This window comes from Moritella sp. JT01 (assembly GCF_001574435.1).
Lineage (GTDB): Bacteria > Pseudomonadota > Gammaproteobacteria > Enterobacterales > Moritellaceae > Moritella.
The window spans coordinates 22642-38769 of record NZ_LOCN01000024.1 but is presented as its reverse complement, the minus strand read 5'-3'; the positions used below and the strand labels follow the sequence as shown (position 1 = coordinate 38769).

The 16128-nt window shown below is 39.2% G+C and carries 17 protein-coding genes; 2 read left to right on the top strand and 15 right to left on the bottom strand.

The window, feature by feature from the left end; all coding sequences use genetic code 11:
- Positions 1–40: 40 nt before the first annotated feature.
- On the bottom strand, positions 41–355 hold the full coding sequence (gene clpS, locus AKG98_RS17275; protein ID WP_067048746.1) for an ATP-dependent Clp protease adapter ClpS: 315 nt from the start codon (positions 353–355) through the stop codon (positions 41–43).
- 262 nt (positions 356–617) lie between these two features.
- On the opposite strand from clpS, the gene cspD reads away from it, so the two are divergent.
- A complete protein-coding gene (gene cspD / locus AKG98_RS17270; protein ID WP_045110286.1) occupies positions 618–839 on the top strand; it encodes a cold shock domain-containing protein CspD in 222 nt (73 codons plus the stop codon).
- A gap of 68 nt (positions 840–907) precedes the next feature.
- Here the strand turns inward: cspD and AKG98_RS17265 are convergent, their stop codons facing one another.
- The 3 genes from AKG98_RS17265 to AKG98_RS17255 all read right to left on the bottom strand — a co-directional run bounded on the left by AKG98_RS17265 (position 908) and on the right by AKG98_RS17255 (position 7212).
- Positions 908–4705, bottom strand: coding sequence for a translocation/assembly module TamB domain-containing protein (locus AKG98_RS17265; RefSeq protein ID WP_067048743.1), 3798 nt, complete (start codon positions 4703–4705; stop codon positions 908–910).
- On the bottom strand, positions 4705–6438 hold the full coding sequence (locus AKG98_RS17260; RefSeq protein WP_067048740.1) for an autotransporter assembly complex family protein: 1734 nt from the start codon (positions 6436–6438) through the stop codon (positions 4705–4707). Before AKG98_RS17260 ends, AKG98_RS17265 begins: the two co-directional genes overlap by 1 nt.
- 135 nt (positions 6439–6573) lie before the next feature.
- The gene (locus AKG98_RS17255) at positions 6574–7212 is read right to left on the bottom strand and encodes a deoxynucleoside kinase (protein WP_067048736.1); all 639 of its coding nucleotides are present in this window, start codon (positions 7210–7212) and stop codon (positions 6574–6576) included.
- A 208-nt stretch (positions 7213–7420) separates the two neighbouring features.
- Between AKG98_RS17255 and AKG98_RS17250 the strand changes: the two genes are divergently transcribed.
- Positions 7421–8761, top strand: coding sequence for a DEAD/DEAH box helicase (locus AKG98_RS17250; RefSeq protein WP_067048733.1), 1341 nt, complete (start codon positions 7421–7423; stop codon positions 8759–8761).
- A 137-nt stretch (positions 8762–8898) separates the two neighbouring features.
- On the opposite strand, the gene moaE is transcribed toward AKG98_RS17250, so the two are convergent.
- The 11 genes from moaE to napF all read right to left on the bottom strand — a co-directional run bounded on the left by moaE (position 8899) and on the right by napF (position 15929).
- Positions 8899–9354 carry a molybdopterin synthase catalytic subunit MoaE gene (gene moaE, locus AKG98_RS17245; RefSeq protein WP_067048730.1) on the bottom strand — a complete coding sequence of 152 codons (456 nt, stop codon included), beginning with the start codon at positions 9352–9354 and terminating at the stop codon, positions 8899–8901.
- Positions 9355–9600 carry a molybdopterin synthase sulfur carrier subunit gene (moaD, locus tag AKG98_RS17240; RefSeq protein ID WP_067048727.1) on the bottom strand — a complete coding sequence of 82 codons (246 nt, stop codon included), beginning with the start codon at positions 9598–9600 and terminating at the stop codon, positions 9355–9357.
- An 18-nt stretch (positions 9601–9618) separates the two neighbouring features.
- Positions 9619–10095 carry a cyclic pyranopterin monophosphate synthase MoaC gene (gene moaC, locus AKG98_RS17235; protein ID WP_067048724.1) on the bottom strand — a complete coding sequence of 159 codons (477 nt, stop codon included), beginning with the start codon at positions 10093–10095 and terminating at the stop codon, positions 9619–9621.
- Positions 10096–10111: 16 nt separating this feature from the next.
- Positions 10112–10618 carry a molybdenum cofactor biosynthesis protein B gene (gene moaB, locus AKG98_RS17230; protein ID WP_067048721.1) on the bottom strand — a complete coding sequence of 169 codons (507 nt, stop codon included), beginning with the start codon at positions 10616–10618 and terminating at the stop codon, positions 10112–10114.
- Positions 10619–10656: 38 nt separating this feature from the next.
- Positions 10657–11169, bottom strand: coding sequence for an RNA methyltransferase (locus AKG98_RS17225; RefSeq protein ID WP_067048717.1), 513 nt, complete (start codon positions 11167–11169; stop codon positions 10657–10659).
- Positions 11170–11316: 147 nt separating this feature from the next.
- Positions 11317–11451 (bottom strand): TIGR02808 family protein, encoded by a 135-nt coding sequence (locus AKG98_RS21995; RefSeq protein ID WP_083544003.1) that lies wholly within the window; start codon positions 11449–11451, stop codon positions 11317–11319.
- A 21-nt stretch (positions 11452–11472) separates the two neighbouring features.
- Complete coding sequence (locus AKG98_RS17220; RefSeq protein WP_067048714.1) at positions 11473–12045, bottom strand: NapC/NirT family cytochrome c; 573 nt, start codon at positions 12043–12045, stop codon at positions 11473–11475.
- A 43-nt stretch (positions 12046–12088) separates the two neighbouring features.
- Entirely contained in the window at positions 12089–12556 is a 468-nt protein-coding gene (locus AKG98_RS17215) for a nitrate reductase cytochrome c-type subunit (RefSeq protein WP_067048711.1), read from the bottom strand.
- Between the two features lie 89 nt (positions 12557–12645).
- A complete protein-coding gene (gene napA, locus AKG98_RS17210) occupies positions 12646–15132 on the bottom strand; it encodes a periplasmic nitrate reductase subunit alpha (RefSeq protein ID WP_067048709.1) in 2487 nt (828 codons plus the stop codon).
- A complete protein-coding gene (locus AKG98_RS17205; RefSeq protein ID WP_067048706.1) occupies positions 15129–15401 on the bottom strand; it encodes a chaperone NapD in 273 nt (90 codons plus the stop codon). The genes napA and AKG98_RS17205 overlap by 4 nt, the downstream gene beginning before the upstream one ends.
- 45 nt (positions 15402–15446) lie before the next feature.
- A complete protein-coding gene (gene napF / locus AKG98_RS17200; protein ID WP_067048703.1) occupies positions 15447–15929 on the bottom strand; it encodes a ferredoxin-type protein NapF in 483 nt (160 codons plus the stop codon).
- Positions 15930–16128 lie beyond the last annotated feature (199 nt).

Below are 16128 nucleotides of genomic sequence, written 5' to 3'. Positions count from 1 at the left end.
CCCTATAACTACGTGTTGCGTAATATTGTCAGCATTACGTTTATGCTTGTTCCATGGTACATAATAAGGACTGTTCGTTGTCTTTTGCATATTGCATTACCTGTGATACTTTTGTCTCGGCTATATCAGCCGTAAATACGCCACAAACACCTCTGCCCCGATAATGAACAGTTAACATGATTTGGTTAGCCTTATCTATATCCATAGAAAAAAACCTTTGTAGTACATCTACAACGAAATCCATTGGAGTATAGTCATCATTATTCAAAAACACTTTGTAAAACGAAGGCGGTTTAAGTTCTTGCTTACTTTCTATACTTGTTTTGAAATCAATCAGTTCATCTAACTTACTCATAATTCTATCTTAGTACCTATCACAGATTTGGGCTAATAACTTTCAACCTTTCGTCTAAGTTTACCTCATTTTAATCATTTTTAGGAATATTAACTTGACTATAGTAGCGAATAAACTAAGTTTATTAACAGGATGCGTTAAAATGATTAACATTTCAGTTACCTGATATGTATTATTACAACCATCTTATAACCCACGAGTTAAATGGGTGATGTAAGTTCAGTAATCAAACAATTTGCAATTACAGAAAGGATGCAGAGGTATGGCAACCGGTACGGTTAAGTGGTTCAATAACGCGAAAGGATTCGGCTTCATTTGTCCTGAATCTGGTGGTGATGATGTGTTCGCTCATTTTTCAATTATACAAATGGATGGATATCGTACATTAAAGGCAGGACAAGTCGTTGACTATGAAATAGACGAAGGCCCAAAAGGATCTCATGCTGTTTCTATTTCAGCCCATGAAACAAGTGAAATAAAATAGCTTGTCGGCCTATTTTGATAAAAAGCAGCTTGGCTGCTTTTATTTTTATGACGATTAATTAAAGATTCTTAACGATTAAATTTATAATATATATCAACCGCCTTGCCTACACCCGACACTAATTCTATATAGAGCTTAGGGATAATCTCATATCGTACGATAACCTCACTTAGATCAGTGAATAAACCAATACCATAGCGAATTTGAACACCTGGTAATACATACCCACTCACTTCAACTAGAGTATCATTGCCCTGTCCTCTTGTATCGATGGCAAAATCTTTAACTCCGAGTGTATCACCTAAGAAACTAATGACGTCTTTACCTTGGCCAAGACTAGAGCCAACAAGCATTACCGTTATTACATCGTCTTGACTCGTTTCATCTTCCGAGTCTATATCACGCCCACGTAATAAATAGGAAATCATACGGGTTTGCGGCATTTCAGGCTCTGAAAATATCGTAAACAGTGGTTTTTTAACAGGTCCTATTAATCGGACACCGACAATAACGTTGTCTTCTGTCACCTCTGTATTACGAATAGCTTCTACATTTAGATAAGGGTTTTCGATGGGGCCAGAAAATACAATCTGTCCTTTTCGAATAGAGAGATCTTGACCGAACGAACGGTAACGACCATTTTCAAACTGAAGCATCCCATCAGAAAATAAATTACCATCGCCATCGATAATAACATTTACATCACCAGTAATATTAGATTTAAGGCCAAATGAATCTATTTTTACATTGTCTAATAATTTAATATTCACTTCAACATCGAGTGGATAGTTCTGTTTTTCATTGACGTCATCAGCGTCAACAATAACCACATCATTAGAAACCGGGATCGCGGTTTGCGGTAATTTTTCTACTTTAATTCGTGCATACGGTATTACAATATCCCCGCTAATTTTAGCCCCTAGAGTGTTTCCTTTAATGCTTATGTTAGGACTAAAATGTAGATGAACCCCCTTACTATCGTCAAACTCAAAGTTGTCACCGTGTAGAAGCATTTGATAGTTAAATTCATTACCCCAAGTAATATTACCGACGATTTTAGCTAGCCCTTTACCGGAATTAGCGCTACCAGTAATACTCGCTTTTTGACCACTAGATTCTATACTAAATTGAAAATTTTCTAGCGTAACAGGCAATTCATCTCCAGCTAAATAACCATTGTTGACATTGAACTGCCCGATGAATTCAGGCTTGTCTAAAGTCCCATCCACAATACCAGCACCGGATACAACACCATTAAGTACATCGACCTGATAAATAAGCGGCTCAATAAAGGCGAGATCCATATCGATGATATTAATATCACCACTCAATTCACGCTTACCAAAGATATCATCCACACTAATATCAGATGTCATTCCACCCAATTCATGTGAGTTGATATTAACCTTCGCAGTTAGTCTCGATTCATCTATCCCTATATCCATTCTTAACGTATCAAAATTAGCAATACTACTTTCTTCATCATTATAAATAAGTAATGATGCATCGGTTATTTCGACCTTCGATGTTAGCTGTAATGGTGCACCCTTACGCCACGTTACTTTACTGATAATATTAAGCAAACCTTCAATTTCAAGGTTTTTTTCCTTTTCTAGACCTAACTTATTTAGGTTATAATCTTGTAGTTTAAATTCGAAATTGTCCGCTTTCTCAAGGTTACCGTCAAAACCTAAGCACAGCGTGGCCACTTTTTCATTCCAGCAGTGCTGCGCAATAGAGAGATAATAATCTTGATTAGAAAACGTAAAATTCACATTAGGGTCAATTCTCCAATTACCATATTCAGAATTAACGCGCCCTTTAGTTACCTTCCCCTGCCAAATATCGTCTTGCAAAAAGCCGTTTATTTCTAATACTGCATTATTTTTTTCATTTTCAATATTTAAACTAATACTATTGCCATTTAGGCCCGCAGTATAATCCAGAGCAACTTTATTAATGACCAGCTCACCAATCATTAACTCTTCACCTGTGAGCGATATAGTGCCCTCTGGACGCTCAGATAAGCTAATTCTCCCTGTAAGGTCTGCACGTTGCAATTTATTGTCTTTAAATAAAACATTATCAGTGAATAAATCAAAGTTAAACCAAGGTTTCGTTTTCTGGCCTATGATAGTGAAATAACCAAACGCGCTCCCCTTACTCTCAGCAAGATAAGGCGTAAGGGCTTTAATATCAATTTCGCCCGCGATCTTAAACTGTTCGTTAATAATACCGTCAAGTTTGACTGAGTCGCTTCCACGAGAAAGTGAAAAACTATCTAGACTCCAATACAGATCCTGATCTAGCGTTAGCTTACCCTGTAAAGTAAGTGGATAACCTTTAAAATCTGCGCCTACGTCAATATCGTAAATGGCAAGTTGCCAATCATTATCCGCTTCAGGTTTAAGGCTAAAATCAACCGCAGCGTTTCCATTTGGTTGTAATTGAACGTCTGGCCAAAATTTATCTAAACGTATGCCTTCTGCTGTGACTTTACTTTTTACCCTAATACCATCGGTCCATTTTAGTTGCCCAGATGCTGAAACATGTCCACTCAGCGTTTTAGCGTTAATCCGAGAGAATGATAAACCTTGTAGATTCCCTTTACCTTTTGCATCCAGATCCAACAACGGTGCATTATCAATATCTAACAGTCCTGAAACGGCTATAGTGTAGTCATCAAGATTACCTTGCATTGACAACTTTCCATCCGCTGAGTTGATATATGCCGGCGTCAGTAATGGCCAGCTTAATTGTTGCCAATTAGCATTGATAGTAAAGGGTAAGGCTGGACGTAACGGCGCGAGTAATGCATCAATATGGGTATTAATCGGCCCTGATGTATTAATAGCTAAACTCATACTATCAAGGCTACCTGTCGCGTTGACATCGACAGCAAGTTGCTTTAACAATGCTGGTTGTTTTAATGTTGTGTTAACCGTCGCATACAAGGGGTAATCTTTTTGTAATACAATTTGTCCTTTAATACTGGTATCAGCCTGTGGCATATTAACGATAAGCTTTTCGATCCCCACTTCTCCAGAATCAATATAACCGACTAAGTCTATCGAGTTGAAATATAGGGATAAATCATTTACTTGAAGTTTAGACTGAATAAGCTTTGCATCATGCACATCTACACGTAGTGGAATTGAAACCTGATAAAGTTCGAACTCATTTAATAGATCAGTAACGATATCGAATTGTTTATTTGTTTCTTCAACCAAGGTGGTAGGTTTAGAGCTTATAGCGCCACTTGTTATTTTTTTTCCTGGTGATTCAGTTGATACTTGAACATCTACGTTATGTGTTATCAATTTGGTAACAGCAATATCTCGCCCTGATAAATTAACTACAGCCTCAAGACGATCAGCTGTCACACTGGTATTAGCAACAATAACATTAATATCTCGAATATCTATATTTGAAGCGCTGATTAAAATAGGGATGTTTAATTGCCAAGTATCATTTTCAATTTTATCATCGAGCTTAGCGATACGTGACAGCGTGTCATTCAAATCAATACCGAGAAGTGTACTAGGTTCTTCCGTCAGAGGCATAATGAAAGTTACTGCGCTAGAATCCAGTTTATTAATGCAGACTTCTGCACTAAATAAACAACTTAAATCAATGTCATATGCTAAGTCTGAAATTGAAAGCTGAAATAGCTCCCCTTGCCAGTCAATTATTTTCCAATGTGCTTGATTAAAAACAGTGCCTTCTTCCAGAACCAGGTGTAGCGGTAATTCTATGCTATTTAATTTATTAATGATGAACTGGTTTCCGGCATGACTGCCGAGTAAGGCTGTTAAGCTGCTTACAAGCAGAATTAAACCTACAAAAAATAATTGAATAAGGCGCATTATAATTCAGGTCCAATGTACAAATGGATAGTATACTTAGTATCAGAATCTGACTTAACAGGTACAGCAAAGTCAACTTTGACGGGGCCAATAGGAGTCATCCAACGGATACCAGTCCCAATGCCCACACTAATAGGTTCAGAAAAATCATTGGTTGATGTACCCGCGTCAGCAAATAGTCCAACACGCCATTTTTCAGCAAATTGATAACCGTACTCAAACGAACCAACCGTTAAATAGCGACCTCCTATATACTTTTTATTTTCATCAACAGACGTAACAGTTTCATATTGATAACCACGAATACTTTGACTACCACCAGCAAAAAAACGCATTGATGCTGGCACACTCTCGATTTTATTAACATAAATAGCGCCTAAATCAAAACGAGTTGTGAAAAAATGAGTTCTATCGATAGAGCGTAAATACTTTGTCCGACTCTGTATTTTAGCCATATTAATGTCAGCCCCCCAAAAACGACTCGCAGCCTCAAAACTAAATAGCTGCTGATTCCCCCAATAAGGATCAACCCCCCCACGTTGCTTTGTTCTTGCAAAGCTAACCCCTGGCAATATCATGAAACTACTATCGACTTGACTACCCTGTACAAAATCCTCTTGCTCGACTTTAGCAAACCAAGTTCGTAACCATTTAGATTCAAGCTCGAACTGACGCTGAAACTGCAAAGTAAACCGCCGACTCTTCGTATCTTTATTCTCTTTACGCTGAAAACCAAATTGGATTTTGGCAACATTCGTAATTGGGTCTTCAATCGGGATGTCATAGTCAAAGGTAAACTCTTGTTGTACTGTTGAATATTTAAATCCTGCAGAAACACTATCACCACGATTGTTAATCCAAGGTTTTTTCCAACCTAATGTGCCTCTAACACCAACATCACTGAGATAACCAATGCCGACTTCATACGTATTGCTAGGATGATTTATAACAGTGATTACCATCGGTATTTTACCATCGGCTCTGCCATTAATATTAGGCACAACAGATGCAGACTGGAAATATCGACTATTAAATAATGCTAAACTGTATTCAGCTACCAAATGGGACTCATACGCTTGCCCTTCTTCAAACGTTGCTAGCTCAGAGACTATCAATGCAGATTTGGTTTGGTTGGATAAAACAGACTCGCCAAATACATAGCGTTGTTTACTATCAAAGGTAAGATCGATTTCTGCGCTACTTTTTTTAACACTAACGCGCACTTCACTTTTTAGCCACTTACCATCAAAGTAACCCCGTGCTAACGCAAGTTTACTGATATCCCCTTTAAATTTGTCGTAGTCCGCATGTGATAAATTGTCACCTCTGTGCAATGGTATTTCATTCAATAAATGAATAAAAGCCGTATCATTTTTTGCACCACCATTAATTTCCACATTAACAACGGATAACGTCACCCTTTCCCCTAATTTAATATCAATAAATACGATAAGTTCATCATCATCAACCGTCAGGTGGACCGTGATTTCGGGGCGATAAAAACCAAAAACTTGAATTGATTCGATAAGATTTTTACGAACCTTAGATTCGAAGTAACTGTAATTCTTACCTTTAGGGGGAGAAATCGTCGATAAATAAGCACTGACGTTGTCCTCGATATCACCTGAGACACCTTTAATTTCGAAATCAATACTTGAAACAGCAAACGCGGAAGGAGAGAAAATTGAAGAATATAAAAATAGAATAAATGCAAATAAAACGGGTAGTTTCACTGACTGAGACCTTACTTAGCACAGTTCAAATATAGAATCGTACTTTCCATGTAAAAAGGAACTGATGAATAACAGATTAGTCTAATTACAATCTAAATTCAATGGCGCAGTATCTACCACGCCATTGAATAGCAACTAAATACCTTCGCTAATGATACGTTTAGCTAATGTCGTTGGGCAACCAAAGTGTGTCCAATCTTCAGTTAACAATACGGTGTCATATTTACGGCAAATATGCGGTAAAAATGTATCATGGCAATCAGATATTAATTGTAGATAATCACATGATGTACCTTGTTCTGCATCACGTGCACGTGAAAGCATACGCGTATACGCAGTTTCCGCGTCAGAGCGTAGATAAACAACGGCAGACACACGCGGGTAATCTTTTAATTTAGTTTGAATATCATAATAGTAATCAAGATCTTTACCATCTGGGCGGCATGCTTCTGCTAAGTTGGCTTGACAGAAAACAAGATCAGAGAACAACGAACGTTCAATAATGTAATTGAATTTAGGATCTAAATCTTTACAGATATCCGCTCTTTTATTGGTAATATAGCGCTGAAATTCAATGCGGCGTGTCGAGTCTACCGTAAACGCTTGTAACAAGCGTTTAAACTCAGGGTCTGAATCAACATCTTCTAAGATTAATTGCCAGTCAGCATTATCATGTTCGGTTAATTTCGCAGCAAGTAAGGGTAATAATGTTGACTTACCAACACCAATATTACCTTCAATCGCGACTAGTTTAAACGTTTGATCATTACTCATTATAAAACCTATGATACCAATATAAGCGGTCGATTATAGCATATTGACCGTGCTATCCAAGCTCAACAATGTTTAAAATATAAGCCGTTTAATAAATTAAGTCTGATTTTTTTATCTGTTAACGTAAATCATACATTCACCTAGGTTATTTATTACTGTATAATATGCCGCCTTAATGAGGCATATTGCCGAACTGCTAGGATATCCAATGAAATTTTCATCATATAGTTTTACTCCCGAAATTTTACGCGCGCTAGATGCTTGTAATTATGACCAAATGACGCCTGTACAACAGCAAGCTATTCCAGCAGCTGGTCGCGGTAAAGATATTCTAGCAAATGCACAAACAGGTACTGGTAAAACAGCCGCGTTTGCTTTACCTATCTTGCAACAAATCGCAGATACACCAAAAGACATCCACTCAGGAAGCGTGCGCGCACTAATCTTAGTACCAACACGTGAGCTTGCAGCGCAAGTAACAGAGAACATTCAAGCATACAGCCAATTCATGGAACTTAACGTTGTGAGTGTATACGGCGGCGTTAAAATGGAAACGCAAACTAAACAGCTTAAACAAGGTGTTGATGTTTTAGTTGCAACGCCAGGTCGTTTATTAGAACACCTACAACTTAACAACACCAACCTTGCTAACGTTGAACACTTAGTACTAGACGAAGCTGATCGTATGCTAGATATGGGCTTTATCACCGATATTCGTAAGATCTTAGAATCTATATCGAATGATTTCCAAACAATGCTTTTCTCTGCAACGTTATCTCAACAAATGAAGCACCTAGCAAATGAATTACTGTCTAGCCCAGTGATTGTTTCTGCTTCAAAAGAAAACTCGACAGCGTCAACAATTAAACACGTTATTCACCCTGTTGAGCAGCGCCGTAAACAAGAATTACTTTCTGAGTTAATCGGTACTAAAAACTGGAAACAAGTATTAGTTTTTGTTAACACTAAAGAAGCGGCTAATAACATCGTTAAGGAATTAAAACTTGACGGTATTAAAGCTGACGTTTGTCACGGTGATAAAGGCCAAGGCGCACGTCGTCGTGCATTAGGTGAGTTTAAAGAAGGTAAAATCCGCGCGCTAGTTGCAACAGATGTTGCTGCACGTGGTCTTGATGTTCAAGGTCTTAAGCATGTAGTTAACTTTGATTTACCATTCCTAGCAGAAGATTATGTTCACCGTATCGGTCGTACAGGCCGTGCAGGCGAAACAGGTAATGCTGTATCATTTGTATGTCGTGAAGAAGAGCATGGCTTGGCTGATATCGAAGCGATGATCGGGTATAAGATTGAACGCCAAGTTGTTAAAGGCTATGAAGTAAGTAACCGTGATCGTCTAATTGCAGACATTAGTGGTCGTGCTTCGCATGAGCGTCGTCAGCCTCGTCGTAACAAAGCGGTTGGTGAAGAAAAAGTTGAGCATAAACCAAAAACAACTGCGCCATCGAAAAAAGCAAGTAAAGGTAAGCACCGTAAAACAAGTGCTAAGTTACACCGTAAAGGTAATGTAGCAGCGCCAAAACAAAAATAACAATTAGCTTAGCTATTCGTTAAAATGGTAAGGCCCTATTAAATAACCAACTTAGTTTGTTTAATAGGGCCTTTGTTGTATTTACGAAACAGTATCTACAATATATTATTTACAGAATCATTGTTGATGATCTGCAATTACTTCCAACGGTCTGCTGCTGTAGTATCAGTTTCCCGAGCATCTACCCAATGAGACCCCGCTTCCGTTGCTTCTTTTTTCCAGAATGGCGCTTGGGTTTTTAAATAGTCCATAATGAACTCACATGCTTGAAACGCATCACCACGGTGCATACTTGCCACACCAACAAAAACAATTTGATCACCTAATGCTAATTCGCCAACACGGTGAATAACTTTAACGCCTTGGATAGACCAGCGAGTTTCAGCTTCAACCAATATCTTAGCCAGTGACTTTTCAGTCATGCCAGGATAATGCTCAAGTGTTAAACCGGATACGCTATCTCCTTGGTTAAAATCGCGTACCTTACCGATAAAAGTAACAACAGCACCAGTACTGTGACTTTTACCTAATGCCGCATATTCTGCTGCTAGGTCAAAATCTTCAGTTTGGATCTGAATCATATCTGTATTCATTTAGCCTCCAGTAACGGGTGGGAAAAATGCAACCTCAACGCCGTCATTAAGTGGCGAGTCCAAACTACAAATTTCTTGGTCAATAGCCACCAGCAATTTATCAGAATCAAGCGCCAGCGCCCACTTATCGCCTTTAGCAGCGAGTTCTGCACGTAATGCATTCACAGACTCAAACTGGCCAGTCACGTCTAACTCCGCGCATTCAACCAATTCTCTAATTTGTGCAAAAAATAATACTTTAATCATCATAATACCCTGCGCAATCTAAACTTTAAAATGACCTGACTTGCCACCTTTCTTCTCGAGCAGCTTAACACCATCAATAATGATATCTTTTTGAACCGCTTTACACATATCATAAATCGTTAGTGCAGCAACGGATGCGGCTGTTAACGCTTCCATTTCAACGCCGGTTTTACCCGAAAGCTTGCAACACGTTTCGATGCGTACAAGGTTGTTTTCTGGCTCAGGCGTTAATTCAACCGTCACTTTAGTCAGCATAAGCGGATGACAAAGCGGAATAATATCAGACGTTTTTTTCGCGGCTTGGATACCTGCAATACGAGCAGTCGCAAATACGTCACCTTTATGGTGGTCACCCGACATAATTAGCGCAAGTGTATCCGCAGACATACGCACAATAGCTTCCGCTCTTGCTTCACGTTGAGTGACGGTTTTATCTGTAACATCAACCATATTTGCTTCACCAGAAGCATTTACATGAGTAAATTCTTGAGACATTAATAATTCCTATTTCTTAAATGTGTGGCATGAAATTGCATGGACGATGAGAGTTATTTAACTGCTCACGTAAGATCTTATTCCAGCCCGTTTTACATGCACCCGTTGATCCTGGCATACAGAAAATAACAGTTTTATTTGCAAAACCACCCACTGCACGGCTCTGAATTGTCGATGTTCCGATCTCATCGTATGAAACTGCACGGAATAATTCACCAAAGCCTTCGATCGCTTTATCAAATAATGGTTGAACCGCTTCAGGCGTTGTATCGCGAGCAGTAAAACCTGTGCCACCGGTAATTAGCACACCTTGAATATCTTCATCAGCAATCCATTGAGATACAATAGCTCGGATCTTATATTTATCATCAATGACGATCTTTTTATCCATTAAAATATGACCGTCAGCAACAAGAGCTTCTGCAAGAAAGCGCCCTGAAGTATCTGTTTCTTCATTACGGGTATCGGATACGGTTAATACGGCAAGTTTTGCGGCCTTAAACCCTGATTCAGCATGGCTCATTATTTTTCCTTTTCAATTCGGTCATGTTTATTAAATAATTATTTGCTAGTCACTTTAACTTTGTTGTTATTATCGCGACTTTCACGAATCAACGCATCATTAGCAATGGTTTCGGTTGATTTAGCCAGACGGTCATACAGTAGAACGTTCACCGTAGCAGCAAGGTTCATACAACCAACGGTAGGCACATAAACAACCGCTGATGCACGATCAATTACTTTTTGATCTATGGTGCCGTCTTCAGGTCCAAAGATATAGATAACATTATCAGGATGCTTAAACGCGGGTAGCGGGATTGCGCCTTCAGCTAATTCAACACAAACAATATTGGTTGATTCTGGAATACTATCAAGCCAATTATCAACACCCGTTAATGGTGTTTTAGCCGCGATATTCTGGGTGTCGGTTTGAAAGGCTGAGGCTCGGTCATATCTTACACCGGTATAATAAACTGCATCAGCTTGATAACAGCCAGCAGCGCGCATGACAGCGCCAACATTAGTAGGACTTTTAGGATTGGTTAAACCAATTGATACATTTTTATTTTTCATTCAATGCTTATTTTATCAATAATAAACGGGATTTTGTGGGGCTATAATACAGGGATATGAGACCCAGCTCAAGGCTACACTGGAGAACAAAAAAGGCCGCGTTATATAAATGCGGCCTTAACATTACTTATTTAATTTACGTAGCTATTATTTACTTTTATCCGCAGTAAGCGCCAATGCCCATACTGAAAACCCTGCTACGCCAAGAAAACCAGCGAGTAAAATAACCGGTATTGCCGTGTAGCCTAGGATATGCCAAATAACGTATTCTAACGTACTCATAATCGTGTTTCCTTTTTCTATCTACCAACCAGGTACGTCAGACATATCTGGTAGTTGATGGGCAATACCTTTATGGCAATCTACACATGTTTTTTCGCCACTCGCTAATGCTGTAGAATGTTGCTTCCTACTACGCGGGCCTTGCTCAGAGAAGTCCATGTACTCAAAGTTATGACAATTACGACATTCTTGTGAATCATTTTCTTTCATTCGTTGCCATTCGCGAACAGCTAAGTGCTTACGACGTGCTTCAAATTTTTCTTGAGTAGAAATTTTACCCATTAAGAATGCCACAATTTCATTACTCGCTTGTACTTTACGTACAATTTTGTCTGTCCAGTTATGTGGTACATGACAATCAGAACAGATTGCGCGCACACCAGAACGGTTTGAGTAGTGGATAGTTTCCCTTAGTTCTTTAACGATTGGCGCGTGACAAGCAGAACAAAATTCTTCTGTATTTGTCGCTTCCATACCCATGTTAAAAGCACCCCAGAAAATAATACCACCGATAAAGCCCATCGCTAGAACAGTACCAACAGCTGCTTTACTTGGTGTCGTTAATTTACGCCAAAAATTTAAAATCAGTTTCATTTTATCGCCTCTTTTTCGTTTAGGCTACTTTCATTTAGATAAATCAACGCAATGAATCTACACGTTTAAAATCATTTTCGATTAACGGTGATGCGTCAGCTTGTGTCACATGACACTGCAAGCAGAAATAACGACGTGGTGACACATCTGATAGTACTTCGCCTTCACGTGATTGATAATGCGTTACACTGATCTTAGTCGCGCCCATTTCACCCGCGTATTTCCAGCTGTGACATGACAAACATTTATTCGCATTTAAAGACACTTCGTAATGACGTGTTTGATGCGGAATAAGTGGTGGTTGATATACGTAATCACGATCGATTGGGCTACGATCTTTTATCACACGTTTCAGCTCATCCGCTTTACGTGTGGTATCTAACTCCGTAATACCACGCAATGATGCAACACCACCATTGTTTACATTTTCAATTTTCGTTGTTTCGGTGCTTTGTGCTGATACAGAGAATAAAGTTCCTGCAGCTAGCAGCACAGCCAATAATTTTCTCATATTATGTTCTCCGCCTATTGGCAAATAAATCCGTTATTTGCCAGTATCGTTTACTGGCAAACTCATTCAGTAAGATATGCAGTTTTTAATTACACTTTGGTAATTTTAATTGCACATTTTTTATAATCCGTTTGTTTTGATAACGGATCCGTAGCATCTAGACATACTTTGTTAATTAATACTCGCGCATCAAACCAAGGTACAAATACTAAGCCTACTGGAGGGCGGTTACGGCCACGTGTTTCTACACGACAGCGCACTTCACCACGAAGGGATTCAATAAGAACTTCATCACCGCGACGTACATTACGTTTCTTCGCATCATCGGGATGGATGTAACAAAGCGCATCAGGCATTGCACGGTAAAGCTCTGGAACACGCGCTGTCATTGAACCTGAATGCCAATGCTCTAGAACACGACCAGTGCATAACCACATATCATATTCTTCATTCGGCATTTCAGGTGGCGCTTCATATGGTGCAAAGATGATGTTTGCTTTACCATCTGGCTTACCATAGAACTCAAAACCTTTACCTTTACCTACATACGGATCACTGCCTTCAGCAAAACGCCATTTGGTTTCAACACCGTTAACCACAGGCCAACGTAAACCACGTACAGTATGGTAAACATCATAAGGGGCTAAATCATGGCCATGACCACGACCAAATGTTGCATATTCTTCAAACAGACCTTTTTGCACATAGAAGCCTTGATCATGTGCATCATCATTTAACTCTTGTGCTTCACTTAATGGGAAAGCATCAACATTACCGTTACGATAAAGTACATCGTACATCGTCTTACCGCGATGCTCTGGCATTTTAGCTAATAGGTCTTCACCCCAAACTTCTTCGATTTTGAAGCGTTTAGAGAATTCCATTAACTGCCATAGATCCGACTTTGCGCCTTCAATAGACTTAACTTGTTGATACCAAGCTTGCGTACGACGTTCTGCATTACCATAAGCACCTTCTTTTTCTACCCACATTGCAGTTGGTAAAATAAGATCAGATGCTTGCGCCGTTACTGTTGGGTACGGGTCCGAACAAACAATGAAGTTAGCTGGATTACGGTAACCCGGTAAACCTTCTTCCATCATATTAGGTGCAGCTTGCATGTTGTTATTACACATAGTCCAATACGCATTTAACGTACCATCCTTAAGTGCACGGCCTTGTGCTACGGCATGTAAACCAGGTTTTGCAGGAATTGTACCTTCTGGTAATTTCCAAATCTTTTCAGCAGTTGCGCGATGTTTCGGGTTTGCAACAACCATATCAGCAGGTAAACGGTGTGAGAATACACCCACCTCACGTGCTGTACCACACGCAGATGGTTGACCCGTTAGCGAGAATGGACCATTACCCGGTTGTGAGATTTTACCAACAAGTAAGTGAATGTTATAAACAAGGCTGTTCATCCATACACCGCGAGTATGTTGATTCATACCCATTGTCCATAGCGACATTACTTTGATGTTTGGATCTGCATATTGCTTCGCTAGCGCAATCAGTTTTTCAGCAGGTACACCTGAAATTTCAGATGCTTTTTCTACCGTATATTCAGCAACAGACACCTTATACTCTTCAAATGTCATTGCTGTCATTTTGCCCGAGTTAGGGTTTTTAGCTTTCGCTTGCATTGGATGTTCGTCACGTAAGCCGTAACCGATATCCGTTGCAGTACGTTTAAAGTGAGTGTGTTTGTTAACAAAATCCCAGTTTACTGCATCATTTTGGATAATGTAGTTAGCAATAAAGTTAGCCATTGCTAAATCAGATTGAGGGTTGAAAACAATCCCCATATCAGCAAGTTCAAAAGAACGATGTTTATAAGTAGATAATACATTAACTTTGACATGCTGATTACTTAAGCGGTGATCAGTAATACGCGTCCATAAAATAGGATGCATTTCCGCCATGTTTGAACCCCAGAGTACAAACGAATCTGCATTTTCGAAATCATCATAACAACCCATTGGCTCATCAATACCAAAGGTACGCATGAAACCACCAACAGCAGAAGCCATACAGTGACGCGCATTTGGATCAATGTTATTTGAACGGAAGCCTGCTTTCATCAGTTTAACTGCAGCATACCCTTCCATTACGGTCCACTGACCAGAACCAAACATACCCACTGATGTTGGACCGTTTGCTTTTAGTGATGCTTTCCATTTCTCAGCCATGATATCAAACGCTTGATCCCATGAAATTGGTGCAAATTCACCATCTTTCGCAAACTTACCATCACGCATACGCAGTAAAGGCGTCGTTAAACGATCCTTGCCATACATGATTTTAGATAGAAAGTAACCTTTAACACAGTTAAGGCCTTTATTTACAGGCGCTTCAGGGTCACCCTGAGTCGCAACAACTCGTCCACCTTGTGTACCGACTAATACAGAGCAACCTGTACCACAGAAACGGCATGGGGCTTTATCCCACTTAATTTTAGTCTCATCACTACTTGCAATGAGATTTGTTGCACTCGCAGGAAGAGTAACGCCAGCAATTGCAGCCGCAGAGACTGCAGCATTTGCTTTAACAAACGCACGTCTGGTTAATTTCATAGATCATCCTCACATGATGGATCGATAGTTTCAATTTGGTGAAAAACAAGAGAAGTACTTAAGACATGTTCGAAGTTATTAATTTTATCAATAATATCGGTAACAAATTTCTGATTGGTCGTTTCTAATACGACGATAATTTTACCCTCTTCACTATCACCGTAAATTTCAGCATCTGGGAGCGCTGATATTTTATGCTTCACGCCTACCAAAAATTCTGGTTTTACGTGAATAATTAGACTCGATATATGAACTTCTTGTTCTGCCATTTTATGACCTTATAATTATTATAAACGTATTCTTAATAACTAACCCTAACGGTGAGGGCTCACTGTAATAGCACTTACAGGGCAAATAGATACACACGCACCACAACCGTTACAATCATCGAATACAACATCCGGACTCACGAACGTTGTATGAATAAAATTAAATGCTAAAGCTTCTGACTCACATGATTCAGCACAACTTCGGCAATATACAGATTCAATATTCAAGCACCTATCTGACACAACAGCTTTGCTAGCCCATGCTTGTGATTGATTTAAATCGAATAAATCTTCTTTACAGTGATTTACACATTCTTTACAAAAATTGCATTCTGATACGCTAAAATCAATTTCAGGAAACCCGCCATCGCCGACTATTATTATTTGTTCTGGGCAAGCGGCGGTGCAATCACCACAACGTGTACACTGCTCTGTAAAGTCTAAATCTGCTTTTAACCAAGGTAGACGTACAACGTTGTCTTGTTGTTTACGACGAAATAACGAGCGTCGCGCTAGATTAATACTCATCAAAACCACCTTATGAAAATGACTTTTTTAATGTGAAAAATTAAGGCGCACACCACTCTATAAAGATATTCGATTCATAATGATGCATATAATACACGCCTAAAATACTCACTAATGGGTAAGCTAAACAAAACTTATTTTAGATCAATAAATAAAGGTGAGGGATGTCACATTTTGTGTTTGTACTAGATTGAATCTA